This window comes from Rouxiella sp. Mn2063 (assembly GCF_049319665.1).
GTDB lineage: Bacteria > Pseudomonadota > Gammaproteobacteria > Enterobacterales > Enterobacteriaceae > JBMOUD01.
This window is the reverse complement of sequence record NZ_JBMOUD010000002.1, coordinates 373402-398293: the sequence shown is the minus strand read 5'-3', so window position 1 is coordinate 398293 and position 24892 is coordinate 373402. Positions and strand designations below refer to the sequence as shown.

Genomic DNA, 24892 nt, shown 5'->3' with positions numbered 1-24892 from the left:
TCATTGACGATGGCAAAGAAGTGCCGATGGCCAATTACTACCGATAGACTGTTTTACCATGCCAAGCCCCTGACGACACTTATCTGAGCCTGTATCTGGGCGAAAAAAAACCACGTTTTGTGAACGTGGTTCCTTAATCTAAGCTGTGTCATTAATTACGGCTGTGCGACAAAACCGACGGCTTCATAGGCTTTTTTCAGCGTATCTTGCGCACGAGCGCGGGCTTTCTCCGCACCTTCACGCATGATTTGCTGCAACAGTGCTTCATCATTACGGAAATGGTGATAGCGCGTCTGCAAATCAGTCAACATGCTAGAAACAGCGTCAGCGACAGCACCTTTCAAATGCCCATACATCTGACCGTTAAATTCAGCTTCTAGCTCAGGGATTGATTTGCCAGTCACACCAGAGAGGATATCCAACAAGTTAGATACACCTGGCTTTGCCTTTTGATCATAACGAATGACAGGCGGCTCTTCAGAGTCGGTCATGGCACGTTTGATCTTCTTAGTTACCGATTTTGGATCTTCCAACAGGCCGATAACGTTATTACGGTTATCATCTGATTTGGACATCTTTTTGGTCGGGTCCTGCAAGGACATCACACGAGCACCGGATTTAGGAATGAACGGCTCAGGGATCGCAAATACGTTGCCATACAGATTATTGAAACGATTAGCGATATCGCGGCTCAGTTCCAAATGCTGTTTTTGGTCTTCGCCTACCGGAACCTGATTGGTCTGGTACAGCAGAATATCGGCCGCCATCAGCGACGGATAAGTAAACAGACCCGCAGTAATGTTTTCAGCATAGCGCGCAGATTTGTCTTTAAACTGCGTCATGCGGCTTAGTTCGCCAAACTGCGTATAACAGTTCAGTACCCAACCCAGTTGCGTGTGCTCAGGCACATGAGACTGAACAAAAATGGTACTTTTTTGCGGATCGATACCACAAGCTAAGTAAAGCGCCAACGTATCGAGCGTCGCCTTACGTAACTGAACGGGATCCTGGCGAACGGTGATCGCATGCAGGTCAACGATACAGTAGATACATTCGTAGTCATCCTGCATGTTAACCCATTGACGCAATGCACCCATGTAGTTACCAATACTCAACTCACCTGAGGGCTGCGCGCCGCTAAATACAATGGGTTTACTCATTTTAAACTTCCTGATTCTGTAAAGGTGCTAGCCCAAAAGTGGGCAGAAGGTCGGCAAAGCGTTCAAGGACCCTGTCAGGTTTGCTCAGCGCGATAGCTTCACCGTAGTTATATCCATATGTCATGCCTACGCAACAGCATCCTGCAGCCTGTGCCGCCTGAATATCGTTACGTGAATCCCCTACAAAGACCAATTCACTGGCGTGCAATCCTAGCTTGGCGAGCATCAGATAAATCGGCGCGGGATGCGGTTTTTTCACAGCCACATCATCGCCACCGATGACATGCGTAAAATAGTGCTCAATGCCCAACGAGGCTAACAGTGGCGCGACAAACGGCGTAGGTTTGTTGGTGATGACACCAAGCGGAATACCCGCTGCCACCAGTGCCGCCAGCGTTTCTTTTACCTGCGGATATAGCTGGCTACCTGCATCAACGGTTTGCGCATAGTAACGATCGAATTTTTCACGCACTTGCTGGCGAAACGCAGGGGACATATCGCCTTCAGCCCAACGCAGCGCTCGCTCAACCATGACATCAGCGCCGTTACCAATCCAGGTACTGACACGAGCAATACCCGCAGGCGGCAAAGAGAAATCCGCTAAGGCCAGATCGACCGCTTGTGCCAAACCCGGCGCACTATCAACCAGCGTACCATCTAGGTCAAAAGCCGCACCGCGCAGTGAAAGCGCCTCAGCCATGTGTCACCTTCGCCAACTCGCTACGCATTTTATCAATCACCACCCCATAATCGGGCTGATTGAAAATAGCAGAACCGGCAACGAACATATCTGCCCCTGCCGCAGCAATTTCAGCAATATTCTCCGGTTTAACACCGCCGTCAATTTCCAGGCGAATATCATAGCCACTTTCATCAATACGCTTACGCGCCTGGCGTAATTTATCAAGTGTACCAGGGATGAATGATTGACCACCGAAGCCAGGGTTAACGGACATCAGTAAGATGACATCTAGCTTATCCATCACATAATCAAGATAGCTCAAAGAGGTCGCCGGGTTGAAAACCAGACCGGCTTTACAGCCGTGCTCTTTAATCAACTGAATAGTGCGATCAACGTGTTCTGACGCTTCTGGATGGAAAGAGATATAGGTTGCACCCGCCGCGGCGAATTCGGGGATCAGACTATCGACCGGTTTAACCATCAAATGCACATCAATAGGCGCATCAACACCTGCCTGTTGCAGGTATTTGTGCAGCGCCTGGCATACAACTGGCCCTATCGTCATGTTAGGCACGTAGTGATTGTCCATTACATCGAAATGCACGACATCGCCGCCAGCTTTTAACGCGTTGACAGTATCTTCACCCAAACGGGCAAAATCAGCCGACAGAATGGACGGGGCTATCAAAAACTTTTTCATCCGCTTCTCCAAACGATAGGGGTATTTACCAAATTAGAGCCATGACCCTAGCTTAGCGATATTGGTCTTAGCCTTTACAGTACAGTGCCAAAAGCTCATTCACTTTACTACGTTGAGATGCATTACTGCTGATAGTCCGGCGAGCGGAAACCCGATGCAACTCAGCACCAGCGTACCACTCAAGCGTCAGCGGCGTCTCGTGATTGGAAATCAGTACGGGTACCCCGTGCTTACTAGAAAGCTGAGCGGCTAACTGAGCCAGGTTCATCTGATCTGCCATGCTAAAATTATTGGTGTGATAGGCCGTAAAATTCGCCGTTGCCGAGAGCGGCGCATAAGGCGGATCGCAATACACCACCGATCCGGCTTTCGCTTTCAACAGAGTTTGCTGGTAATGCTCGCAGACAAACTGTGCATTCTGTGCTTTTTCGGCAAACCAGTAGAGTTCAGCCTCGGGGAAATAAGGTTTCTTGTAACGGCCAAATGGGACGTTAAAAGCACCGCTCAAGTTATAGCGGCACAGCCCGTTGTAGCAATGACGGTTGAGATACAAAAAAAGTACCGAGCGGCGATAGTCATCCTGAGAGCGGTTAAACTCTTCCCGAAATTCGTAAAAGCGCTCTGATTGATTAAATTCAGGGGAAAAAAGCACGCGAGCATCCCGCACAAATTCGTCTGTGCGGGTTTTCACGATGTTATAAAGATTAATCAGGTCGCTGTTAATATCAGCCAGGATGTACGATTTGTAATCAGTATTCAGAAATACCGATCCCGCACCAACAAAAGGCTCAATTAAACAATCCCCCGCAGGTAGATGATGTTTGATGTCATCTACCAGCGGATACTTGCCACCAGCCCATTTTAAAAAAGCGCGGTTTTTCTTCATGCTATCAATTAGCTACTTATACAATTCACAGCCGCGGATTGTACTCTGCTTTTAGACAGCAATCGCGTACGAGATCAAATTCATTTTTTCAGGTCTTGCTGCACTTGATGTACAGGTTTAACCCACGGTTTTTTCGCCTGAACATCAGCAGGCAAGCTAGCTATTGCACGTTTAGCATCAGCAGAAGAAGCATAATTGCCACTCACCAACACAAACCAAGGTTGGCCATTACGTACAGTCTGATAAACCGAATAGTTCTTCAAACCCTGCTGCTTGGCAAAATTGTGCAGCGAAGTTGCTTGCGATGCCGCGCTTAATTGCAGAGTAAAATGACTGCCCGGTGCAGATTTCAGTGAGCTTGCACTGCCACTGGCAACTGCCGCTGGCTGTTGAGCGGCCACATGCGCTGGCGCTTTGGCTTCCGGCTTAACAGCAACAGGCGTACGAGCTTCGGACTGATGCACTGCTGGCTTATGCTCTTGGGTTTTTTGCACTACTGGCTTACGCACTTGCTCATGTGCTTTAGGCTTAGCTTCGCGTACTGGCGCAACATGCGCAGGCTGACGATGCTCAACCGGTGCAGGTTTGCTACGCACTGGACGTGGAGCAGTCTCTTTAACAGGAGCGACAACTTTCGGTGCGCCTTTGATTGAAGTATCAACCGTTGCTGGTGCTGTTGGCAAAGAGGTCTGAGACTGTGTCCCAGCATTAATGCCATCTTGAGCGGCCGCGTTGACCTGGTTCTGCTGTTGAGCCAACGCATCATTGATATCACCAGGCAAATCAACACGCTCTTTAAGCTGTGCATCACCTGTCGGTGCGGCAGCTTGCGTCGGCGTAGAAGAGATCGGTGGTAAACCAATATTCTGCGGCTGCTGTTGTCCATCGGCTGCCGGCTGTTGGGCAGGAGACGGTTGAGCCGCATCTGTCTGAGGCTGAGTTGCAGAAGATGGAGCCACAGATGGCTGAGAACCGTCTGCTGGTTGTGCTGGCGTTGCAGCAGCATCGCTACCTGCACCAGACAAATTAATATCTTTGGGTGCGTTGGCCTGCTGAGAAAGCTGGTGTTCAGTCGGTGCTTTTAGCGCCGAACCGATACCAACGATCAGTAAAATCAGCACCAAAATACCGACACCAATCATGATATGTTGACGAGATACCGCTGTTTTAGCGCCAGATGCTTTAGGGCCAGAAGCAGAAGCTGCGGGTTTGCGCGAACGGGAAGAACGTGAAACAGGACGATCGCTTGTATCGGGTTTAAGATCGTCCTCAGGAATGAGATCATCTTCTGGGAGCAAGTCATGCTCTGGGATCAGGTCATGTTCTGACTTCAGATTGTGTTCTGATTTCAGAGCATCTTCTGGTTTTACATCATCCATCTAAAATCCTCCAACCCAGCCTAAGGCCCGCATAGCATCACATTAAGCAGGCAACAATTATGGCGGATAAACGCTAACTTTCTGCTGACACAAAGCAGCCCGTCATCATTTATTGCCGGGCTGTTTAGCAAAACTGAAGTCTGTTAAGCACTAGGCTCAAACAGTCCGACAATCCTCAATGGAGGCCAGCACCATTTCGTGAGACACACCAGAACGTACTTCTGATTGTCCGATTGCCGTAGGCAGTACCAATCGCAATTTTCCCGCCAACACTTTCTTGTCTCGCATCATATGTGGCAGATAAGATTCCGCCGTCATCTCATCAGGGCCGCTAACAGGCAAGCCAGCACGTGAGATAAGTCGTTTGATACGTTCAACATCCTGTAAGCTAAACTGTCCTAAACGGTGAGCGGTAAAGGCCGCCATCACCATTCCTGCTGCAACAGCTTCTCCATGCAGCCAGTTGCCGTAGCCCATTTCGGCTTCGATGGCATGACCATAAGTATGGCCTAGATTGAGTAAAGCGCGCATGCCGCTTTCACGTTCATCGGCAGCCACTACTTCAGCTTTCAGCTCGCAGCAACGACGGATACAGTAAGCCATAGCACTCATATCGAGAGCCAACAACGCATCCATGTTGTCTTCAAGCCAAGTAAAGAAGTCGGCATCTAAAATAATGCCGTATTTTATCACCTCTGCCAGTCCTGAGGACAACTCACGGGCAGGAAGTGTTTGCAGGCAATTGAGATCGACGACAACAGACGCAGGTTGATAAAATGCGCCTATCATGTTTTTGCCTAACGGGTGGTTGACGGCAGTTTTGCCCCCAACGGAAGAATCGACCTGAGATAGAAGAGTCGTTGGCACTTGAACAAAGCGAACGCCGCGCTGATAACTTGCCGCAGCAAAACCTGTCAAATCTCCAATCACGCCACCGCCAAGGGCAACAAGCGTGGTATCACGACCATGAGGCTTCTCCAGTAACGCGGAAAAGACATCATTAAGAACAGACAGGGATTTATACTGCTCACCGTCAGGTAGAATCACCTGATCAACATGAGCGCCTGCCTGCTCTAACACTGAACGGACCTTGTCCAGATAGAGAGGCGCCAAAGTCTGGTTTGTTACCAGCATGACCTGATCGCCAGCCTTTATAGGCATAAAAGAAGCCGGATCATTAAATAATCCGGCGGCAATCGTAATGGGATAACTACGCTCCCCTAACGTTACGGTAATCCTCTCCATCTCGCGCTCAGTGACCTTCTTAACTTACACTCTCAGGCAATTGCGAAATACCAAACTTAGTTACTTTCCAGCATGTTGATTATCTGGTTAGCAACTACTTTGGCGCTTTGATCGTCAGTACGGATAGTGACATCGGCAATCTCTTCATACAACGGGTTACGCTCAGCCGCTAATGCTTCTAATACTTCTCGTGGCGGTGCGCTGACCTGCAACAAAGGACGCTTTTTGTCACGCTGTGTGCGTGCCAACTGTTTTTCAATTGTAGTTTCTAAATATACGACGACGCCTCGCGCAGACAAACGGTTACGGGTTTCACGGGATTTAACCGAGCCGCCGCCAGTTGCCAGAACGATGCCTTGTTTTTCGGTGAGTTCGTTGATCACTTTTTCTTCGCGGTCGCGGAATCCATCTTCGCCTTCCAAATCAAATACCCAGCCCACATCAGCTCCGGTACGTCGCTCAATTTCGTGATCGGAGTCGAAGAACTCCATATTGAGTTGTTGAGCTAACTGTCGACCAATAGTGCTTTTGCCGGCACCCATAGGCCCAACCAGAAAGATATTGCGTTTCTCTGCCATGTTTTTCGGTATTACTAAGACAATTCGTTGATGATAACCCGCCCCGCCAATCAAATCAGCGACGGGACCTAAACTGAAACCTCATGAGCGATAGTGTGAGATCAGATAAAAATTATCTCAACACTCCTGGTAGTTTGGCAACCGAATAAATTACAAACCACGCCGCAGGAGGGAAAACGTACGTTTTTTTCGGCGTGATTGCATTAATTAAAAATCTCGGTGCTCAATTCGGTAACCCTTGTAAGCTAAATCGGCCGCAGCGTCAAACCCATAAGGCTTTAGTGACACAAAAAGTTTCATAAGTTCAACTTTAGTATGCCATTTCATACATTAGCGAACCGTTATCCTATTGGCTTTCTATCAATGTTGGGGTAATAAAAATGACTAACTCGCGTCGTCGCTGTTCTGTTGATTGATATTTAAACAATGATCCAATAACGGGCACATTGCCAAGCCCGGGAACCTTACTTTGACCTTTCTCATTATGGCGCTGGAAAATGCCACCGAGCACAATGGTCTCCCCATTTTTGACCGTGACCTGAGTTTTGATTTCCTGCTTATCTATTGCTAGCGCTTCCCCTTCAGCCTGGCGAATAGAACGACCCGGCATATTCTGGCTAATTTCTAGTGCTAGCGTGATTGCACCATTGGGCAGGATTTTGGGCGTCACCTCCATACCTAACACTGCCTCTTTGAATTCGATGGACGTACTCCCGCTTGCCCCGCTAGAAACCTGATAAGGAATCTCAGTTCCCTGCTTGATGCTGGCGGTTTGTGCATGGGCCGTCAGCAATCTTGGGCTGGCAATAATCTCAACGTTTCCTTCTTGCTCCAACGCAGTAAGTTCCAGATCCAACAACCGCCCGCTAATGCGTGCCAGATTAAAGCCTGCAGTCAGCGTTGGATTCGCAACGGGTAAGCCCATATTCAGGTGATCAATGACCATGCTGCTGGCTTGAGTTTCCGACGAGTTAAAACCCCAACGCACGCCAAGCTCACGCAAACTATGGCTGTTAATCGTCACGATATGCGCCACCAATTGCACCTGTTGTAACGGTCTGTCCATCGCATCAACCCAAGATAAAACATCGTCCAGCACCTTGGCAGTGTCGCGAACTAATAGCGTGTTAGTACGGCTATCTGCCGAGGCCTGTCCACGTACCGATAACAAGGCACCTTGCTGGGCGTTCAAACTGGTTGCGACTTCGTTAGCATCAGCGTGTTTTAATGCCCATGTTTTACTCACTAACGGCTGTTCACTCAACTGCTGCGCCTTTCGTTCGACTTCCTGCTGGTGCAGCAATAGCAGTTCCGATTCAGGAAAAATCATCAGTACGTTGCCCTGCTTCTTACTGGTCAGCTTACCCATCTGCAAAATAATCTCGAATGCCTGCTGCCACGGCAGATCTCTCAAACGCAGGCTTAATACTCCCTCGACACCTGGCGCAACAACCAGATTCAGCTGTTGGTGATCCGCCAACGCCTGTAAAACCACATTCAGCGGCGCGTCGTTAAACTCTAGGCTTATCTTGTTCATGGCTGCGTTGCCGATTGTTTTATCGATAACGTGCGTCTTCCCTGCCTTGGTTTTTGCCGCGTGTCCCTGAACGGCTGGCACTACCGCCAACCCAATAATTGTTATTATCCACCCCAGCCTGCTAGCTACCTTGATCGTCCATGTCATCCTGTTCTGCCTTATTAATCCATTTTTGTAATGCTTTCTCTGGCTTCTTCTGGTTTTCGCTCTCCGGGTGAAGGCTCATCCGCTTATGACCTGCATCACAAGATGCACCGTCATTTTTCAGCCCATGACGTATCAGCACGATGCTATCGGTAGCAACCGAATCAACTAACCAGTCCGTAGAGGAAATACTGTGCCCTGCTTGTGCCTTTTTCCAACTGCCATCCGGCCAGGCTAGCCAGCCGGTTCGCTTTGTATTGCTACCGACAATACCTTTAAGCAGCGATTGGCTTAATACATCATGCCGCTCAAGGCACTGTTCTATTGTTCGTTGGTTAAAAGGGTCGCGGGATAACACCACATCTGGCATAGCGGGCCGTTGGGCAGAATAACGCGATGCCGATAGCAGCATGTCGATATCTAGCTCACCTGAAATAGCGTTAAGGCTAAGCTGCTCGATAGACGGTGGACTGCTCCCCGCTAACAGTTTTTGTAGGAAAACGGCCAGGCCCGGATAATCCATTTGCACTTTCAGCGCCGAGCGCGATAAACCCGATTCAACAGCAGGTTCGGGTTGCCACTGCTTTAACCGCGCGTTAGATGCCGCCAACGGTGCAGCGATTTGTTGCGTAAGCGGCGGCCGGCTTTTTTCCTGCATCAATAATGCCTGTCGTTTTTCATCTACTTCAGCCCTGACAGGGCGCAGGAGCAACGCGCGATACTGTGTAATAACCGTTAGGCGCTGTTGCGAGACATCCTGACTTATCCGTTGCTGTTCCTGCCAAAGCCCGTGGATCATGAGCCAATATGCTCCACAACAAAGGATCAACAGTACCGCGCCCATCCACATCACCCGTTGCCATCGTGGTTTATCGAGCCATCTTGTCAAAGCCGGGTTAGCCGCCAAGAGGCCAGGGAAGCTCTTTGTATTCAGACGATTTTTATCACCGTGATGACGATAAAATACGCGCATAGAAAGGCTCCTTGTTGCCCCTATCGAGGAAAAGGCCGTATTCGGCTAACGGCGAATTATCCTGTTCACTCAAGTTGGCACGAATCACAAAACGCAGGCGCTGCGTGGGTAGCTGACTCACTTCGTGGAGGGTGATATGTTCCAATACACCAAAAGACTGCAAATGTTTACTGAATGCCAATAGTTGGGGATAGTCCAGACTGAGCCCAGATAACATCAGTTTGCCGTCATGTTCATGCAATTGTGTTAGCCACACCTCATCGGGGATCGCTGTGGAGACAGCTTGCAGCAAATTTAGATAACGCAAACTACGCCGATATTGTTGCAAACTTTGCTCCCTTCTCTGCTGTACCAGTAATAAGGACGCCTCGGCCTTATCTACCAGGCTTTGTTGGTGTGCCAAAGCCTGTCGCTGATGCGCCAATGCAGCCAGCGTTCTTTGATTGGTGGCAATATCATCTTGCAAATACCACTGCCAACCGATGAACAACGGCACTATCAGCATGATTAGGACCGTAACAACACAAAATGCATTACTTAAACGCCGCAGGCGCTGCCATTGTCTCCACGGTAATAAATTGACTTGTAGCATCAGCCGTCATCCGCTCTTAGCGCCAGCCCCATCGCTATTGCAAAGGCTTCTGGATTACCTGGGAGCGGCGCAGACATTTGTGTCAAAGCACACAGCGGTGACCAACTTTTCCATACATCAGGCATTGGTCCGTCGAAGGTATGACTGCAATAAAGCCCCTCTTCACAGAGCTTCCCGGCCCGATATTGCAACACGATAGCTTGGCGCAATTGTGTAAGTTCTGGCGCTTCTTCGGCATTGATGACGCCAAATTCAAAAGGCAGCCCCCAAGGCGAAGCCCACATCCAGCCACCGTCTAATGGGTGAACTAATAGCGTTTCGGGGTTTAATCTGGCTGCACAAGCGGCGATTTGCAGCGCACAAGGCGCAAGCTCCATCACCTGTGGAAATAAACCTGCCTGTGCCAAGCAGGCCTGCCACTGGGCTACCTCTTTTTGCTGCGCTGCGGTGACAATAAGCTGCCGATCGCCACAAGGGTCGGCGCGATAATCCATCACCAACGATTGCTGACTTAGTGGAAGTTGCTTACTGGCGCTGGTTTTGATGTAGGTTTCGCGATGAGGCTCACGCAGCCGCATGTCTGGTTCTGGCATGCGTTGCTGCATGATTCGCTGCGCCGGAAGACTTAAACGCAATGAAATTTGTCTGGGCAAGCTGGAGCGCCACTTGGATAAAATGGCGATTAGTGGCGCGGTCTCATATAATATCCCCTCACGCAGAATATCCTCCGTGATGGGGTGCTGCCACCAATGACGCAATTGCCAACCGTTGCGTCTCCGCTGAACGGCTATTGCTCTGGCATATCCGGTTTGAATATCCAAACCTATCTGCCATGCTTTTAGACACATATCGGCCTGACCTCCATATCATTTGGTTGAAAAAAGAACGTATCCATGTCGTAGGCTTGCCTTTATACTCTTGCCTGCCACCACCGTACTGCGCGCGCGGTTATTTATAAACTGCCCAAAAGTCATTTAATGGGAAATCTCAGGTGAAGTTCGTAAAGTATTTATTCATTTTTGCACTGTGTTGCATTTTGTTGGGAGTTGCCTCGATATATGGGCTTTATCGATATATCGAGCCACAGCTACCTGACGTTGCCACGCTAAAAGATGTGCGTTTGCAAACGCCAATGCTGGTTTACAGTGCCGAGGGCAATTTGATCGCTCAATACGGTGAGAAACGCCGTATTCCACTGAAACTCGATCAGATCCCACCGAATCTGGTGCATGCGTTTATTGCCACTGAAGACAGCCGTTTCTACGAGCACCACGGTGTTGACCCAATCGGTATTTTCCGAGCGGCTTCCGTAGCGTTGGTCTCTGGCCATGCAAGCCAAGGGGCAAGTACCATCACTCAACAGCTGGCGAGAAACTTCTTCCTTAGCCCAGAACGCACATTGACTCGCAAAATCAAGGAAGCCTTCCTGGCTATCCGTATTGAACAGTTGATGAACAAGGATGAAATTCTTGAGCTATATCTCAACAAGATTTATCTCGGCTATCGCGCTTATGGCGTAGGTTCGGCGGCTCAGGTCTATTTTGGTAAGAATGTTGATCAGCTTACGCTAGGTGAGATGGCTGTTATCGCCGGCTTGCCAAAAGCGCCGTCAACGTTTAACCCGCTGTATTCCCACAGCCGTGCGCTAGCACGCCGCAATGTTGTCTTAGCGCGCATGCTCGATGAGAAATACATCACTCAAGCTCAGTATGATGAAGCGCGCCAGGAACCGCTGGTTGCTAACTATCACGCGCCAGAAATCGCCTTCTCAGCCCCTTATCTGACTGAAATGGTGCGCCAAGAGATGGTGAAACGTTATGGTGATAACGCGTATACCGATGGCTATCAGGTTTACACCACTATTACGAAAAAGACCCAGTTGGCTGCACAAGACGCCTTACGTAATAACGTCTTAGCTTATGATATGCGCCACGGTTACCGCGGCCCGGCTAACGTGCTGTGGAAAGCAGGTGAAACGCCTTGGGATCAAAAACGCATTGTTGAGTCGCTAAAAAATCTGCCGGTTTATGGGCCACTGTTCCCTGCGGTTATTACCCAGACGGACAATGCGCAGGCAACGGCGTTAATGGCCAACGGCGAGAGCGTCAGCCTGCCATTTAGCGGTATGCGCTGGGCACGAGCTTATCGTTCAGATATCAGCCAAGGCCCAACGCCAAAAAGCGTGAACGAGGTCGTGCACTCAGGCCAACAAGTCTGGATCCGCAAAGTTGGCGATGATTGGTGGCTGTCTCAGGTGCCAGACGTTAACTCAGCTATCGTGTCATTGAACCCACAAAACGGTGCTGTCGAAGCATTAGTCGGTGGATTCGACTTCAACCAGAGCAAATTCAACCGAGCGACCCAAGCTTTACGTCAGGTAGGTTCAAACATCAAACCATTCCTGTATACCGCGGCTATGGACAAAGGGCTCACGCTGGCTTCTATTCTCAACGATGCGCCAATTACCCGTTGGGATGCCGGTGCTGGTACCGATTGGCGACCGAAGAACTCCCCGGCAACCTACGATGGTCCAATCCGTTTACGCCAAGGTTTAGGGCAATCTAAAAACGTCGTCATGGTACGTGCGATGCGAGCAATGGGTGTCGACTATGCGGCGGACTATTTGCAACGTTTCGGCTTCCCGGCAGCCAACATCGTGCACTCAGAATCACTGGCATTGGGTTCTGCGTCCTTTACCCCGTTACAGCTGGTACGAGGCTACGCCACACTGACCAACGGCGGCTATCTGATTGATCCGTACTTCATCAGTAAAATTATCGACGAATCGGGTAAAACCGTGTTTGAAGAGAAACCTAAAATTGCCTGTGAAACCTGCAATATACCGGTGATTTATGGTGACTCTCAGCATTCAGCAGTGTTGTCAGATGACAATGTTGAAAATGTCGCCGTGTCTAATGAAGCCAATAACAATTCGGTACCAATGCCACAACTCGAGCAGGTCACTACGACTCAAGTTGCGAAAGACGGCGACCAGGAATATGCGCCGCACGTTATCAGCACTCAGCTCTCTTTCCTGATCCACGATGCGCTAAACAGCAATATCTTTGGTGAACCAGGTTGGATGGGTACCGCATGGCGTGCAGGACGTGATTTGAAACGTCACGATATCGGTGGAAAAACCGGTACGACCAACAGTTCAAAAGATGCATGGTTCTCCGGTTATGGCCCTGGTTACGTGACGTCTGTGTATATCGGTTTTGACGATCACCGCCGCGATTTAGGCCGTACCACCGCATCAGGAGCAATTGCGGATCAGATCTCTGGCTATGAAGGCGGAGCCAAAACGGCACAGCCAGCCTGGGACGATTATATGAAAGCCGTGCTGGAAGGCGTTCCCGAGCAACCGCTGGCACCACCGCCGGGTATTGTGACGGTTAATATCGATAGAAAAACCGGTAAGCTATCTGACGGCACCAGCAGCAGCCGTCCTGAATACTTTATCGATGGCACCCAGCCAACAGAACGCGCTGTTCATGAAGTCGGTACCACCATTATGGATAATGGTGAGTCGCATGAACTGTTCTGATAGATGAGCTAAATAGTACCGAAATGTCGGTCAGGTACGAAAGTGTCTGACCTCGCGACGTCAAAAAGGCAACAAAAAGCCGGTCATGCTGATAAGCAGACCGGCTTTTTTATTCTCGCTAACTCAATCTCAACGATTAGGGCGATTAGAGAAGCTCACGCTGCAAGAATTCCCGCGCCAAAAACAGTGCACTAACGTTTCTGGCTTCAGTAAAATCAGGTTGTTGCAACAACTCCATCATACGAGATATAGGCCAACGGGTCTGTGGCAGCGGTTCAGGCTCATCACCTTCCAGACTCTGCGGATATAATCCTTTAGCAATAACAATATTCATTTTGCTAGAGAAATAAGACGGGGCCATGCTCAATTTCGCCAGCACATCAAAATGCTTTGCGCCAAACCCGACCTCCTCCATCAACTCGCGATTTGCGGCTTCAAGCACGCTTTCGCCAGGATCGATGAGTCCTTTTGGAAAACCTAATTCGTAGCTTTCTGTTCCCACCGCGTATTCATGAATCAGCAACAAATCGTCGCCAATTACCGGCACAATAAGCACCGCTTCACGGCCAGAAGAACGCATGCGCTCGTAGACTCGATTCACACCATTGCTGAATGTCAGGTCAACCGACTCGATAGTAAACAAACGGGAGCTGGCGACAGTGTCTACTTTTAGGATTTTAGGTTTTTGCAGATGCTTATCCATATCGTCCCCAATTAAATTATTCCTTTGCGCAGACCAACGCTTGTCGGTGAAAAAAGCTATATTTGCCTGCTAGAAAAATGTTCAGTTGACTGCATTGTGCGTTAATGCTGGCCTCAATCGCAATCATTGAACGCTAAATTTTAGCCTGATATCCACTTCTTGTGGGCCGATTGGCTTCCAGAGTCAAAAGAAGTCACAGAAGAGATCCTTCAATAACAAGTCAACCGACATTTAAAAATAGGATTAGACCTGATATCAGTGTTAGTAAGAATGTTGTTATGCTCAAAAATGGCGTATATTGCGTTGCTGCTTGATTAGACCTAAGAAAAACAGGTAACCAAGTTACTTCGAGATACGAGCAGGCGATTACCGAACTCATCCTGATGCACTTGTATCAACAAGGAATTCGAGTGAACGAGGGCAGCAAACACCTCTGCATTTTGAAGGGCAAAGAGCATAAATTGTACTATGCTCGCCTTTATCCTTATACATTGGCCCAAGCCAACTTTTATGTTGAATAGAACATATTTTATGTTGAACAGAACATATTCTTCTCTGATGGCATAAGGCCATCTGCATCTGAACGGGGATCGGATGAGCACTGTTGTGATATTGATTGTATTGATTGTTGGTCTCACTGCTCTAGGCGTTTATATCTGGTTTACCCGCCAGCGCCGACGTGTGGCCCTGTCATCGATCAATTTATCAAATCCTAAGCAACGGAAACTGACCCGACAAGAACGGGATGCGGTAGAGCAATACCTGCGCCATAGCCAACGTCCAGAGCAATCTCCCCTACTACACAATAATAACTTCTCGTTATCGAGCGATAAGCTGACCTTAACTGCCAAAAGTGAAAACGTCTTCTCGGTCACCAATGCGATTACGCGTTATGGGCTGGCCAGTGAAACACACAACAAGTCACGCTATTTCATCGATACCACTGAGATTCATCTGCCGCCATTCTGGGAACAATATATTGCGGCAGAAAATCATGTTGAGCTTATCAAGACGCAAAGTGTCCCGCTGGTTATCTCACTAAACGGCCATTCACTGGCGAACCACATTTATGATCGCACCTCGCCTTCACCAACGGTGCCGAGTCAACCGCCGGAAAACGCCTCAATCCGGCAAGAAGATAATGCGTATGTTGAATTACTTAATGTGCGCAAAGAGACCAACGAAGAGCAAAAGCTTACGCAATCAAACGGCGTTCGCGAGGCGGCCGTCGTCGCTCTGATTATGGTGCTGCTGTTCGTTACGCTTATCGGGCCGGTTGCCATCTTGCCCTGGATGCTGGCTTGTGTTGCGATTTTGATCGGCTGGTTAGCATGGCGCATTATTCCGCAGTCAATGGGCTTGAACCGTAAAGAAATTCATTGCCTGCGGGGAATGCCTAAACGTTTGGGATTATTTGGCGAATCCAACCAAGGTGATATCAGCAATATCTCTCTGGGCGTGCTCGATTTAGTCTATCCGGCACATTGGCAACCCTATATTAATAATGAACTGGGCCAAAAAACTGACATTGATGTTTACGTCAATCAGCAGGTTGTGCGTCAGGGGAACTACCTGTCACTGCACGATGAAGTGAAAAACTTCCCGCTACAACATTGGGGTAAGAACCTGTTGATGGCCTGCTGTTCATTCATCTTACTTGCGATGATGTTTATTTATGTCCCACTGAGTTTACCTTTCAAGCTCAGCGTGGCTTGGCTGCAAGGAGCGCAAACTACGCAAGTCAGCCACGTAGAAGAATTAGAGAAAACGCCCTTACGCGTTGGGGATATCCTGAAAGTAAAGGGCAATGGTATGTGCTATGTTCCACCGCATTTCAACACGCGGCCAAGCAATAACTTTGCGCCTTTCGACTGCTCTGGCATTTACTGGAATGAAGCGGCACCGCTGCCGATACCCGAATCAGAAACAGTAGAGGCAGCCAATGCACTGTTGGCAACGCTGAACAATCAATTGCATCCAGCCAATAGCGCAACGGAGCAATCGATTAACCCGCAATTAGCAACTGCTATCGAAAAATCAGGCATGATTTTGCTCGATGATTTCTCAGATATCGTGCTGAAAACCCAAGACCTTTGCGGCAACAACGAAAATTGTGTGCGCCTGAAAAATGCCTTAGTGAATCTGGGTAATGCAGACAACTGGGCTGCGCTCGTTAAACGAGCACAATCTGGTTCACTTAAAGGCATGAATGTTCTATTGCGCCCAGTCAGTGCACAAATGCTTAGCGATTTGGCAAATACAGCAACCGCATCGTTTTTCACCCATGAAACATTACGGGCAGCTGAAGCACTGAATAGTCCACCGCCTGGCGGATTCTTGATCAGTAACGATGAAGGTAAACAGCTGGTCGCGCAACCTGCGCCTTCAGTGCCGCTATTTAACTATAACCCGCAGATGCAATGGGCTCAGCTCCAGAGCCTGTCTACGATGCTGCTGCACGCGCCGTTTACCGCCCAAGGCGTGATCACTAATATTAATACTGATGCCAATGGCACCCGACATATCAGCCTGCACAGCGAACCGGATATCTCAACACTTTGGCGCTATCTTGGCACCAGTTTGTTATTGGTGCTTTTGGCGGCCTGCATGATTTATAATGTCATTGTGTTAACGAAACGCATCATCAAAGATAAGCATCGTATTAAAGATATACAGGATTACTACAACCACTGCTTTAATCCAACGTTCATGGCTTCGCCGCTGCGCCCTCATAAATAAAGTGCGTGAGTTTCGGTGACATGACGGTACCCGGCCGTCATTATCTTTATCCGTTACCTCACCAATATTCTCATCCGCCAGGAGCTTGCATGCCGCCAGATTTTGACTGGAAAAACATTGATACCGTGCTGCTGGACATGGATGGCACATTATTAGATTTGGCTTTTGACAGTCGTTTTTGGCTACATACCGTACCTTTAACGCTCAGCCAAAAACGCCACATTCCTATTGAAGACGCCAAAGCGCTTATCCACCGGGAATATCTGGCGGTCCAGCACACCATGAACTGGTATTGCTTTGATTACTGGGCTGAAAAACTCGATCTCGATATTTATCAAATGATCGCCGATATTGGCGCAACGGCACGCTTACGCGAAGATACCCTGCCCTTTCTGCACGCATTACGCGATAGCGGACGCCGGACGATTTTACTGACTAACGCCCACACTCACGGACTCGCGGTAAAAATTGCGCATACCGGCTTAGATAAGCACCTTGATTTATTACTTTCCACCCACACATTTGGTTATCCGAAAGAAGATCATCGTTTATGGCAAGCGGTACAAAAGCACCTTAATTTCGACTCGCAGCGCACGCTCTTTGTCGATGACGGTGAACCGATTCTCGATGCGGCAAAAAACTTTGGCATCCGCTATTGTCTCGGCATCGAAAATCCTGACTCCAGTGCTGCCAATAAAGTGTTTTTAAACCATCCATCGGTTAATGATTACCATTGCTTGTTGCCATCCTTGCAACATTCAACAGCGGCGTTCAGTTCATAATCCGTCCGTTTTAAGGAGCCATTATGAAGGATAAAACGACACAATTGGATGACAGCGTTAGGCTCGATAAATGGTTATGGGCGGCGCGGTTTTATAAAACACGGGCTATTGCCCGCGAAATGATTGAAGGCGGTAAGGTTCACTATAACGGCCAGCGGGGGAAACCTAGCAAACAGGTCGAGGTGAATGCAGAGATAAAACTGCGACAAGGCAATGATGAGAGAACCATCGTTGTTCTGGGCCTGACCGGCCAGCGTCGTGGAGCAGAAGAAGCACAACAGCTGTACAAGGAAACGCAGGCCAGCATTGATAACCGGGAGAAAGTTGCCCAGGCGCGTAAACTGAATGCGTTAACTATGCCGCATCCTGACCGACGTCCAGATAAAAAAGAACGTCGCAACCTGATCAAATTTAAATATGGCGAAGCAGACGATAGCTAAGATGCTCAAGCCGCTTCAAACGCCAAACAGAGAGAATATTATGTCCAATCCAGACCAGTTACACCGCTATTTGTTCACCCATCACGCCGTACGTGGTGAGTTGGTTTCACTAAGCGAAACTTATCAGCAAATTATTGCTGGCCATGATTATCCGGCAGAAGTCCGTCACCTTTTGGGTGAAATGTTGGTCGCAACCAGCCTGCTCACCGCAACACTGAAATTTGATGGTGACATCACCGTTCAGTTACAAGGCGATGGCCCATTAAAGTTGGCCGTTATCAACGGCAATAACCGCCAGGAAATGCGTGGCGTTGCCCGTCTTCAGGGTGAAATTGCTGCAGATAGCAGCTTGAAGCAAATGATTGGCAACGGCTATATGGTGATCACCATTACACCTAGCGAAGGTGAGCGTTATCAAGGCATCGTAGGTCTGGAAGGTGAAACGCTGGCTGAATGTTTGGAAAACTACTTTATGCAATCCGAGCAGTTGCCTACCCGTATTTTCATCCGTACCGGCGAATCAGCAGGCCAGCCTGCTGCTGGCGGTATGCTGCTGCAAGTTCTCCCGGCACAAGAAACCGATGCTGAAGAATTTAATAATTTGGTACAACTGACAACCACTATCAAAGCCGAGGAGCTATTCACCTTACCGGCTAATGAAGTGTTATATCGCCTGTACCATCAGGAAGAAGTCACCCTTTATGAACCACAAGATGTGTGCTTCCGTTGCACCTGCTCGCGTGAGCGCTGCGGTGATGCGCTATTGACGCTGCCTGATGAAGAAGTGCTGGAAATGTTGGAAGAAGACGGCCAGATTGATATGCATTGCGATTACTGCGGTAGCCACTACATCTTCGATGCAATGGATATGGTGTCATTACGCTCAGGCAGTGCGGGCAGCACTGAAAACAACGTCCATTAACACACTAATAAGTAAATGAATTTTTGATGGGTGACTGCATTGTTGCCCATCATTATTTTATACCTGCAAAAAATGTATCACTGTTTTTGTAGTTACATCCTCACGTGTGCCATCTCCCAAAAGAGCCAAAAACTCAATGCTACCGACAATTTTTGATAGCAGTCTCAGACAGACAAGGTATTCTCCGTACAATTGTTTTACCACTCGAAATACAAAAACATCACAAAACACTTACAAGGAGCAGGGATATGCCGCATAAGCATCTTTCCACCGAGAAGCTGGCACAATACGGTATCCAGCAGGCAAGTGAAATCATCTATAACCCAGATTACGATTTGTTGTATCAGGAAGAAACTGCGCCTGGTCTGCAAGGGTTCGAACGTGGCCAACTCACTAAACTGGGTGCCATTAACGTTGACACCGGTATCTTTACCGGGCGTTCGCCGAAAGATAAATATATCGTTCGTGATGATATGACTCGCGACACTATTTGGTGGTCTGATCAAGGCAAAGGTAAAAACGACAACCAGCCGATGAGTCAGGAAGTCTGGTCATCACTGAAATCTTTAGTCGGTCAGCAACTTTCAGGCAAACGTTTGTTTGTCGTCGACGCATTCTGCGGCGCTAATGCTGACTCTCGCCTTAAAGTTCGTTTTATCACCGAAGTTGCCTGGCAGGCACACTTCGTTACCAACATGTTTATTCGCCCAAGCGAGGCGGAACTGGCCGACTTTGAGCCAGATTTTGTGGTCATGAACGGCGCGAAATGCACCAACCCTAACTGGAAAGAACAAGGTCTCCATTCCGAGAACTTTGTCGCCTTCAACCTCACCGAAGGCGTGCAGTTGATCGGCGGTAGCTGGTACGGCGGCGAAATGAAGAAAGGTCTGTTCTCAGTGATGAACTACCTGCTGCCATTAAAAGGCATCGCATCTATGCACTGCTCCGCCAATGTTGGGGAAAAAGGCGACGTTGCGGTGTTCTTCGGCTTGTCTGGCACAGGCAAAACCACACTTTCTACCGATCCTAAACGTCAGTTGATCGGTGATGACGAACACGGCTGGGATGATGACGGCGTATTCAACTTTGAAGGTGGCTGCTATGCCAAAACTATCAAGCTGAGCCAACAGGCTGAACCTGAGATTTTTGCAGCTATCCGACGTGATGCTTTGCTAGAAAACGTGGCTGTTGATGCCGATGGTAATATTGATTTTGATGACGGTTCTAAGACCGAGAACACCCGTGTTTCTTACCCAATCAATCACATTGATAACATCGTCAAGCCAGTTTCTAAAGCAGGACATGCCACTAAAGTCATTTTCCTGACCGCCGATGCTTTCGGGGTACTGCCACCAGTATCACGCTTGAGCGCAGATCAAACTCAGTATCACTTCCTGTCTGGCTTCACCGCTAAACTGGCGGGTACTGAACGCGGCGTTACCGAGCCGACCCCAACCTTCTCTGCTTGTTTTGGCGCGGCCTTCTTGTCGCTGCACCCAACACAATATGCGGAAGTGCTGGTAAAACGCATGCAGGCTGCGGGTGCACAGGCTTATCTGGTGAACACCGGCTGGAACGGTACTGGTAAGCGCATCTCTATCAAGAACACCCGTGCCATTATTGATTCCATCCTTAATGGTGACATCGATAAAGAAGAAACCTTCACTCTGCCAATCTTTGGCCTTGCAGTACCGACTGCTCTGCCAGGCGTGGAAACCGAGATCCTCGACCCACGTAACACTTACGCTAATGCAAGCGAGTGGCAAGAAAAAGCAGAAGATCTGGCGCAGCGGTTTATCAGCAACTTTGATAAATATACCGTGACGCCAGCAGGTGCTGCGTTAGTTAACGCTGGGCCAAAGCTCTAAGTTATTCTTTGCCCGTGATAGGTTTAAAGGCGCGACTCTCGCGCCTTTTTTATTGCATTGCGTTCTGCCCAACCACGAACCAAAATATGCCGGTGACTACTGAATAACCCTGAGGCAAACATGGCCGCGATCACCATCAGAAATCTGGATGATGAAATAAAAGAACTCTTGCGTCTGTCGGCGGCCAAAAATGGTCATTCGATGGAGGAAGAAGCCCGTATTATCCTACGGCAAGCGTTGCAATCAACGCAGCCGAGCCTGGGCCTTGGCAGTAAACTTCAGCAACGATTCTCGACTTTGTCAGACAAACCTCTGGAACTGCCGCCGCGATGATCATCCTCGATACTTGCGTCATCAAAGAAGTCATCAGCAGCAATCCACAGCGGCAAGTTTTGCAATGGCTTGATGCACAGGACACTCACCACCTATATCTCACCGCGCTAAGTGTCGCAGAACTGTTCACTGCAATAGCAAGTCTCAGTGAAGGCGAACTGAAACAACGTTTCTCCTCGACGTTATTAGCCATGTTCAATCAAGACTTTTCAGGCCGCATCCTGCCATTTGATGCGGCCAGCGCGTTGCATTACGCTCAGTTAGCCGCCCAGCCCATCAATCATTCCCTAAGCCATACCACGCTACAAATCGCCGCGATTTGCCAACAACATCAGGCGACCTTGGCAACCAGCCAGAGCAGTGCGTTCTGTACAATCGGCATTGAATTAATCAATCCATGGCAGACACCAAGCAACCAACGCTGGCATGAGGAAGCGGCTGAGTATTATGTGATGAGTCGGAAAACTTGACAGAGTTTTGGGCGGTTTCTAGGGCTTGAAAGCTATTACCGAGTGTTGGGCTGTTTTGTAAAACCAGAACAGTGAACGTTCCGGCTTATCAAATACAGTTCTCAATACGGCTCCGCAGCCTAAGCCGTCTAAAGGGCCTAGGCGCGGCCCTTTAGAATCCGGCGCCTTTTCAAACATTTACTCTGAGTCCAGCGGAGGCCATGTTTCAGGAGCGACAGCGACAGGCGCAAATTCCGCTGCTCCGCAGTGCCTTCAGTCGGGATTCGGACTCGCTCAATAAACCTTCGCGATTTCTCACCACTCCTTCAGCGCCATTTCGAGCGCGCCTTGTTGGATTTTTTGAAGTCAAAAACGAAAACTGCTTTGCTTCACCTTTGAACTTGATTTTAAAAGCCGCTAAGCGCACTCAAAATTTCACCGGCAAGTGGTGAGAGACAATAGGTTTATCATTGGCTCGACCCCGCAGTCGGGCATCCTGGAGGGATGAAATTTGCGCTATCACGCAAGCTCCTGAAACATGGCCTCCGCTGGACTCAGAGTAAATGTTTGAAAAGGCGCGGGATTCAGAAGGGGCGGCGCTTACCGCCCCTTCTGGCGGTTCAGACTGCAAAGCCACATTAAACACGGCATTTGAAGAACCGAAAATTACACCATTCTGGTTTTCATAAAGCCGCATAATCTCGGCCTAGATTTGATAAACCGAAATATTCACCGTTCTGGTTTTAATAACCACCCCAAATCACGGTCATTGATCTGAAAGCGCTTCTGGCCCAAAGAAATCGCCCAAAAGCTCGATCTAGCTTTTCACCTCTGTAGAGGGAACCTGCTGATTCTCAGTAACTTCCACTTGCGGTAAGTAAGCTCTGATCCGTAAACCACCACGCGGACTCTTGCCGATATCCAGTGAGCCAGCATGGGCATCAATGATACGTTGGATAATCGACAAACCTAGGCCAGTGCCACTGGTCGTACGAGCGCTGTCGCCACGGACGAAAGGCTGGAACAGATGTTGTAACTGATCCGGTTCAATCCCCGGGCCGTCATCTTCAACCTGGAACCAACAACGGTTTAATTCGCTGCCGCTGCTGACCTTTATCCAACCATTGCCGTAGCGAGTGGCGTTGACCACCATATTCACTACCGCACGTTTAATCGATAATGGATGCACATCAACCAGCAATTCACCGTCTGCGATATCGGTTTCGATTTCACGCTCGTAACCACTTTCGGCAGCAATTACTTCACCCAGGATCGAGTTGAGATCGCTCATCTCCGTCTGCATTTCCTGACCGGTACGCAGGTAATCAATAAACTGTTCGATAATGGCGTTACATTCTTCGATATCTTTATTGATCGACTCCGCCAAATAACCGTCTTCGTCATTCATCATCTCGGTCGCGAGACGAATACGGGTCAACGGGGTACGCAAATCGTGGCTGACACCAGCCATCAATAAGGTACGGTCATCGGCAAGTTGCTTAACACCGGAGGCCATCTGGTTGAAGGCTCGCGTTACGGAACGGACTTCAGATGCGCCATATTCTCGCAGCGGTGGCGGAATAATCCCCTTACCAACCTGCAACGCGGCGTGTTCGAGTTCCACCAAGGGTCGGTTCTGAATACGGATAAACAGCCATGCGCCGCCTATCGCCAGCAGCATAATCGCCAGGGTATAGCGGAACAGCGGGGAGAAATCGCCTTGATGAATTTCGGTCAGAGGAACTCGCACCCAAATATCTGGTGACAACCAGGTTTTCAACCAAACTACCGGGGTATTTTTATTAACCTCAACGCGGACATCCGTTGGGCCACCCAGCTGCTGGGCCATTTGCTGACTGAGGAATTCGTAATGCTGCGCCCAGCGCAAACCGCTCTCTTCAGCAGCAGAGTTGGTATAAAGAGAAATACCCAGTTCGCGATAGATTTCGCGCCGGAACGCTGGAGGGACCTCCAACAGCGTTCCGTCTTCCAACTGCAACTTATCAGTCATTAGCATACGCACTTCGTATGCCAAGACTTTATTAAACTGTTGCAGGCTTGGAAGGATGGCGAAATTCAGCACCACCAAATAAGTCGTCACTAAGCTGACGAACAGCAAAGTGACGATTAACAGCAGGGTTCGGGCAAACGAGCTACGCGGTGAAAAGCGTATTCGTCTCATGCCTTACTGCCGTCCGGGACAAAGACGTAGCCCAAACCCCAAACGGTTTGGATATAACGTGGATGAGCCGGATCTTCTTCTACCATACGACGCAGGCGTGAAATCTGTACGTCGATAGAACGCTCCATCGCACTGTACTCGCGACCACGAGCCAGGTTCATCAGTTTGTCACGAGAAAGCGGCTCACGCGGATGGCTGACCAAGGCTTTCAACACAGCAAACTCACCGCTGGTCAATGGCATAGGTTCATCTTCACGGAACATTTCACGCGTGCCGAGGTTCAGTTTGAATTTACCAAACGAAATCACAGCTTCTTCCTGAGACGGTGCGCCCGGCAGTTCATTGGCCTGACGGCGCAATACTGCACGGATACGTGCCAGCAGTTCACGCGGGTTGAACGGCTTAGGAATATAATCGTCAGCGCCGATTTCCAGGCCCACGATGCGATCAACTTCTTCGCCTTTCGCAGTCACCATGATAATTGGCATCGGGTTGCTTTGACTGCGCAGACGGCGGCAGATAGACAAGCCATCTTCGCCCGGCAACATCAAATCAAGAACCATCAGGTGGAAGGATTCGCGAGTCAGCAAGCGGTCCATCTGCTCGGCATTAGCGACGCTACGTACCTGGAAGCCCTGTTCGGTCAAATAACGTTCCAACAATGCGCGCAAGCGCATGTCATCATCAACCACCAGAATTTTGTGATTTTCTTGCATCTTTATTACTCCCAAAGGCGTGAATACCTGAAGTTCGTATTGTTAAAAAAGCTGGCCGTAACACCTAGCTTTTAATGGTATACATTCTAGCCGAAATTGTAACAATGGATATTGTTTTCCTAAATTATCAACAATCTCAGGCTAATCGTCTGGTATTGAGGCTTACGAACGCTAGCTAATGCTATCTTCGCCTGTTTTCCCCTCAGCACTTGCCTTATCGCCGATAACCTATAGAAGGGTGTTAATCAATGATACCAACATAAATTACATGGATATAGATACGTCCGCACCCTATCTATTGCACACGTACGATTTCGAGCGTGACTTACCCTCTG

23 protein-coding genes are annotated in these 24892 nt (G+C 49.0%); 9 read left to right on the top strand and 14 right to left on the bottom strand.

The window, feature by feature from the left end; genetic code table 11:
* Positions 1–155: 155 nt before the first annotated feature.
* The 11 genes from trpS to pilM form a co-directional block, all read right to left on the bottom strand.
* Complete coding sequence (trpS, locus tag ACL9RG_RS05190; protein WP_422791527.1) at positions 156–1160, bottom strand: tryptophan--tRNA ligase; 1005 nt, start codon at positions 1158–1160, stop codon at positions 156–158.
* Position 1161: 1 nt separating this feature from the next.
* Entirely contained in the window at positions 1162–1860 is a 699-nt protein-coding gene (locus ACL9RG_RS05185) for a phosphoglycolate phosphatase (RefSeq protein WP_422791526.1), read from the bottom strand.
* Complete coding sequence (gene rpe, locus ACL9RG_RS05180; RefSeq protein ID WP_422791525.1) at positions 1853–2542, bottom strand: ribulose-phosphate 3-epimerase; 690 nt, start codon at positions 2540–2542, stop codon at positions 1853–1855. The genes ACL9RG_RS05185 and rpe overlap by 8 nt, the downstream gene beginning before the upstream one ends.
* A gap of 67 nt (positions 2543–2609) precedes the next feature.
* Positions 2610–3428, bottom strand: a complete 819-nt coding sequence (gene dam / locus ACL9RG_RS05175; protein WP_422791524.1) for an adenine-specific DNA-methyltransferase — start codon at positions 3426–3428, stop codon at positions 2610–2612.
* An 80-nt stretch (positions 3429–3508) separates the two neighbouring features.
* Positions 3509–4807, bottom strand: coding sequence for an SPOR domain-containing protein (locus ACL9RG_RS05170; RefSeq protein WP_422791523.1), 1299 nt, complete (start codon positions 4805–4807; stop codon positions 3509–3511).
* A 156-nt stretch (positions 4808–4963) separates the two neighbouring features.
* Complete coding sequence (gene aroB, locus ACL9RG_RS05165) at positions 4964–6052, bottom strand: 3-dehydroquinate synthase (protein ID WP_422791522.1); 1089 nt, start codon at positions 6050–6052, stop codon at positions 4964–4966.
* Between the two features lie 56 nt (positions 6053–6108).
* The gene (gene aroK / locus ACL9RG_RS05160; protein WP_422791521.1) at positions 6109–6630 is read right to left on the bottom strand and encodes a shikimate kinase AroK; all 522 of its coding nucleotides are present in this window, start codon (positions 6628–6630) and stop codon (positions 6109–6111) included.
* A 346-nt stretch (positions 6631–6976) separates the two neighbouring features.
* Entirely contained in the window at positions 6977–8167 is a 1191-nt protein-coding gene (hofQ, locus tag ACL9RG_RS05155; RefSeq protein ID WP_422791591.1) for a DNA uptake porin HofQ, read from the bottom strand.
* A 121-nt stretch (positions 8168–8288) separates the two neighbouring features.
* Positions 8289–9284 (bottom strand): hypothetical protein, encoded by a 996-nt coding sequence (locus ACL9RG_RS05150; protein ID WP_422791520.1) that lies wholly within the window; start codon positions 9282–9284, stop codon positions 8289–8291.
* A complete protein-coding gene (locus tag ACL9RG_RS05145) occupies positions 9256–9876 on the bottom strand; it encodes a PilN domain-containing protein (protein WP_422791519.1) in 621 nt (206 codons plus the stop codon). Before ACL9RG_RS05145 ends, ACL9RG_RS05150 begins: the two co-directional genes overlap by 29 nt.
* Positions 9876–10724 (bottom strand): pilus assembly protein PilM, encoded by an 849-nt coding sequence (gene pilM / locus ACL9RG_RS05140; RefSeq protein ID WP_422791518.1) that lies wholly within the window; start codon positions 10722–10724, stop codon positions 9876–9878. Before pilM ends, ACL9RG_RS05145 begins: the two co-directional genes overlap by 1 nt.
* Before the next feature lie 143 nt (positions 10725–10867).
* Between pilM and mrcA the strand changes: the two genes are divergently transcribed.
* On the top strand, positions 10868–13423 hold the full coding sequence (gene mrcA, locus ACL9RG_RS05135; protein ID WP_422791517.1) for a peptidoglycan glycosyltransferase/peptidoglycan DD-transpeptidase MrcA: 2556 nt from the start codon (positions 10868–10870) through the stop codon (positions 13421–13423).
* Between the two features lie 145 nt (positions 13424–13568).
* On the opposite strand, the gene nudE is transcribed toward mrcA, so the two are convergent.
* On the bottom strand, positions 13569–14126 hold the full coding sequence (gene nudE / locus ACL9RG_RS05130) for an ADP compounds hydrolase NudE (protein WP_422791516.1): 558 nt from the start codon (positions 14124–14126) through the stop codon (positions 13569–13571).
* A 594-nt stretch (positions 14127–14720) separates the two neighbouring features.
* Here nudE and ACL9RG_RS05125 point away from each other — a divergent pair.
* The 8 genes from ACL9RG_RS05125 (at position 14721) to ACL9RG_RS05090 (ending at position 22111) form a co-directional block, all read left to right on the top strand.
* Entirely contained in the window at positions 14721–16865 is a 2145-nt protein-coding gene (locus tag ACL9RG_RS05125) for an IgaA/UmoB family intracellular growth attenuator (protein WP_422791515.1), read from the top strand.
* A gap of 89 nt (positions 16866–16954) precedes the next feature.
* Complete coding sequence (gene yrfG, locus ACL9RG_RS05120; RefSeq protein WP_422791514.1) at positions 16955–17647, top strand: GMP/IMP nucleotidase; 693 nt, start codon at positions 16955–16957, stop codon at positions 17645–17647.
* Positions 17648–17670: 23 nt separating this feature from the next.
* The gene (gene hslR, locus ACL9RG_RS05115) at positions 17671–18087 is read left to right on the top strand and encodes a ribosome-associated heat shock protein Hsp15 (protein WP_422791513.1); all 417 of its coding nucleotides are present in this window, start codon (positions 17671–17673) and stop codon (positions 18085–18087) included.
* A 40-nt stretch (positions 18088–18127) separates the two neighbouring features.
* Positions 18128–19009: an Hsp33 family molecular chaperone HslO gene (gene hslO, locus ACL9RG_RS05110; protein WP_422791512.1), complete on the top strand. Its 882-nt coding sequence runs from the start codon at positions 18128–18130 to the stop codon at positions 19007–19009.
* A gap of 248 nt (positions 19010–19257) precedes the next feature.
* Positions 19258–20877: a phosphoenolpyruvate carboxykinase (ATP) gene (pckA, locus tag ACL9RG_RS05105; RefSeq protein WP_422791511.1), complete on the top strand. Its 1620-nt coding sequence runs from the start codon at positions 19258–19260 to the stop codon at positions 20875–20877.
* 120 nt (positions 20878–20997) lie between these two features.
* Positions 20998–21210: a FitA-like ribbon-helix-helix domain-containing protein gene (locus ACL9RG_RS05100; protein WP_422791510.1), complete on the top strand. Its 213-nt coding sequence runs from the start codon at positions 20998–21000 to the stop codon at positions 21208–21210.
* Positions 21207–21680, top strand: a complete 474-nt coding sequence (locus ACL9RG_RS05095; protein WP_422791509.1) for a type II toxin-antitoxin system VapC family toxin — start codon at positions 21207–21209, stop codon at positions 21678–21680. The genes ACL9RG_RS05100 and ACL9RG_RS05095 overlap by 4 nt, the downstream gene beginning before the upstream one ends.
* Positions 21681–21880: 200 nt before the next feature.
* Positions 21881–22111, top strand: a complete 231-nt coding sequence (locus tag ACL9RG_RS05090; RefSeq protein ID WP_422791508.1) for a hypothetical protein — start codon at positions 21881–21883, stop codon at positions 22109–22111.
* A gap of 365 nt (positions 22112–22476) precedes the next feature.
* Here the strand turns inward: ACL9RG_RS05090 and envZ are convergent, their stop codons facing one another.
* A complete protein-coding gene (gene envZ, locus ACL9RG_RS05085; protein ID WP_422791507.1) occupies positions 22477–23841 on the bottom strand; it encodes a two-component system sensor histidine kinase EnvZ in 1365 nt (454 codons plus the stop codon).
* Positions 23838–24557 (bottom strand): two-component system response regulator OmpR, encoded by a 720-nt coding sequence (gene ompR / locus ACL9RG_RS05080; protein WP_009635740.1) that lies wholly within the window; start codon positions 24555–24557, stop codon positions 23838–23840. Before ompR ends, envZ begins: the two co-directional genes overlap by 4 nt.
* Between the last annotated feature and the right edge of the window lie 335 nt (positions 24558–24892).

Bases quoted from the DNA above. Each gene is read 5' to 3' on its own strand.
- ompR (WP_009635740.1), bottom strand. From the start codon at position 24,557: ATGCAAGAAAATCACAAAATTCTGGTGGTTGATGATGACATGCGCTTG.
- rpe (WP_422791525.1), bottom strand. From the start codon at position 2,542: ATGAAAAAGTTTTTGATAGCCCCGTCCATTCTGTCGGCTGATTTTGCC.
- ACL9RG_RS05090 (WP_422791508.1), top strand. From the start codon at position 21,881: ATGTTTCAGGAGCGACAGCGACAGGCGCAAATTCCGCTGCTCCGCAGT.
- aroB (WP_422791522.1), bottom strand. From the start codon at position 6,052: ATGGAGAGGATTACCGTAACGTTAGGGGAGCGTAGTTATCCCATTACG.
- ACL9RG_RS05145 (WP_422791519.1), bottom strand. From the start codon at position 9,876: ATGCTACAAGTCAATTTATTACCGTGGAGACAATGGCAGCGCCTGCGG.
- envZ (WP_422791507.1), bottom strand. From the start codon at position 23,841: ATGAGACGAATACGCTTTTCACCGCGTAGCTCGTTTGCCCGAACCCTG.
- hslR (WP_422791513.1), top strand. From the start codon at position 17,671: ATGAAGGATAAAACGACACAATTGGATGACAGCGTTAGGCTCGATAAA.
- ACL9RG_RS05170 (WP_422791523.1), bottom strand. From the start codon at position 4,807: ATGGATGATGTAAAACCAGAAGATGCTCTGAAATCAGAACACAATCTG.
- aroK (WP_422791521.1), bottom strand. From the start codon at position 6,630: ATGGCAGAGAAACGCAATATCTTTCTGGTTGGGCCTATGGGTGCCGGC.
- ACL9RG_RS05125 (WP_422791515.1), top strand. From the start codon at position 14,721: ATGAGCACTGTTGTGATATTGATTGTATTGATTGTTGGTCTCACTGCT.
- pilM (WP_422791518.1), bottom strand. From the start codon at position 10,724: ATGTGTCTAAAAGCATGGCAGATAGGTTTGGATATTCAAACCGGATAT.
- trpS (WP_422791527.1), bottom strand. From the start codon at position 1,160: ATGAGTAAACCCATTGTATTTAGCGGCGCGCAGCCCTCAGGTGAGTTG.
- pckA (WP_422791511.1), top strand. From the start codon at position 19,258: ATGCCGCATAAGCATCTTTCCACCGAGAAGCTGGCACAATACGGTATC.
- ACL9RG_RS05185 (WP_422791526.1), bottom strand. From the start codon at position 1,860: ATGGCTGAGGCGCTTTCACTGCGCGGTGCGGCTTTTGACCTAGATGGT.
- hslO (WP_422791512.1), top strand. From the start codon at position 18,128: ATGTCCAATCCAGACCAGTTACACCGCTATTTGTTCACCCATCACGCC.
- nudE (WP_422791516.1), bottom strand. From the start codon at position 14,126: ATGGATAAGCATCTGCAAAAACCTAAAATCCTAAAAGTAGACACTGTC.
- ACL9RG_RS05100 (WP_422791510.1), top strand. From the start codon at position 20,998: ATGGCCGCGATCACCATCAGAAATCTGGATGATGAAATAAAAGAACTC.
- hofQ (WP_422791591.1), bottom strand. From the start codon at position 8,167: ATGAACAAGATAAGCCTAGAGTTTAACGACGCGCCGCTGAATGTGGTT.
- dam (WP_422791524.1), bottom strand. From the start codon at position 3,428: ATGAAGAAAAACCGCGCTTTTTTAAAATGGGCTGGTGGCAAGTATCCG.
- yrfG (WP_422791514.1), top strand. From the start codon at position 16,955: ATGCCGCCAGATTTTGACTGGAAAAACATTGATACCGTGCTGCTGGAC.
- ACL9RG_RS05150 (WP_422791520.1), bottom strand. From the start codon at position 9,284: ATGCGCGTATTTTATCGTCATCACGGTGATAAAAATCGTCTGAATACA.
- ACL9RG_RS05095 (WP_422791509.1), top strand. From the start codon at position 21,207: ATGATCATCCTCGATACTTGCGTCATCAAAGAAGTCATCAGCAGCAAT.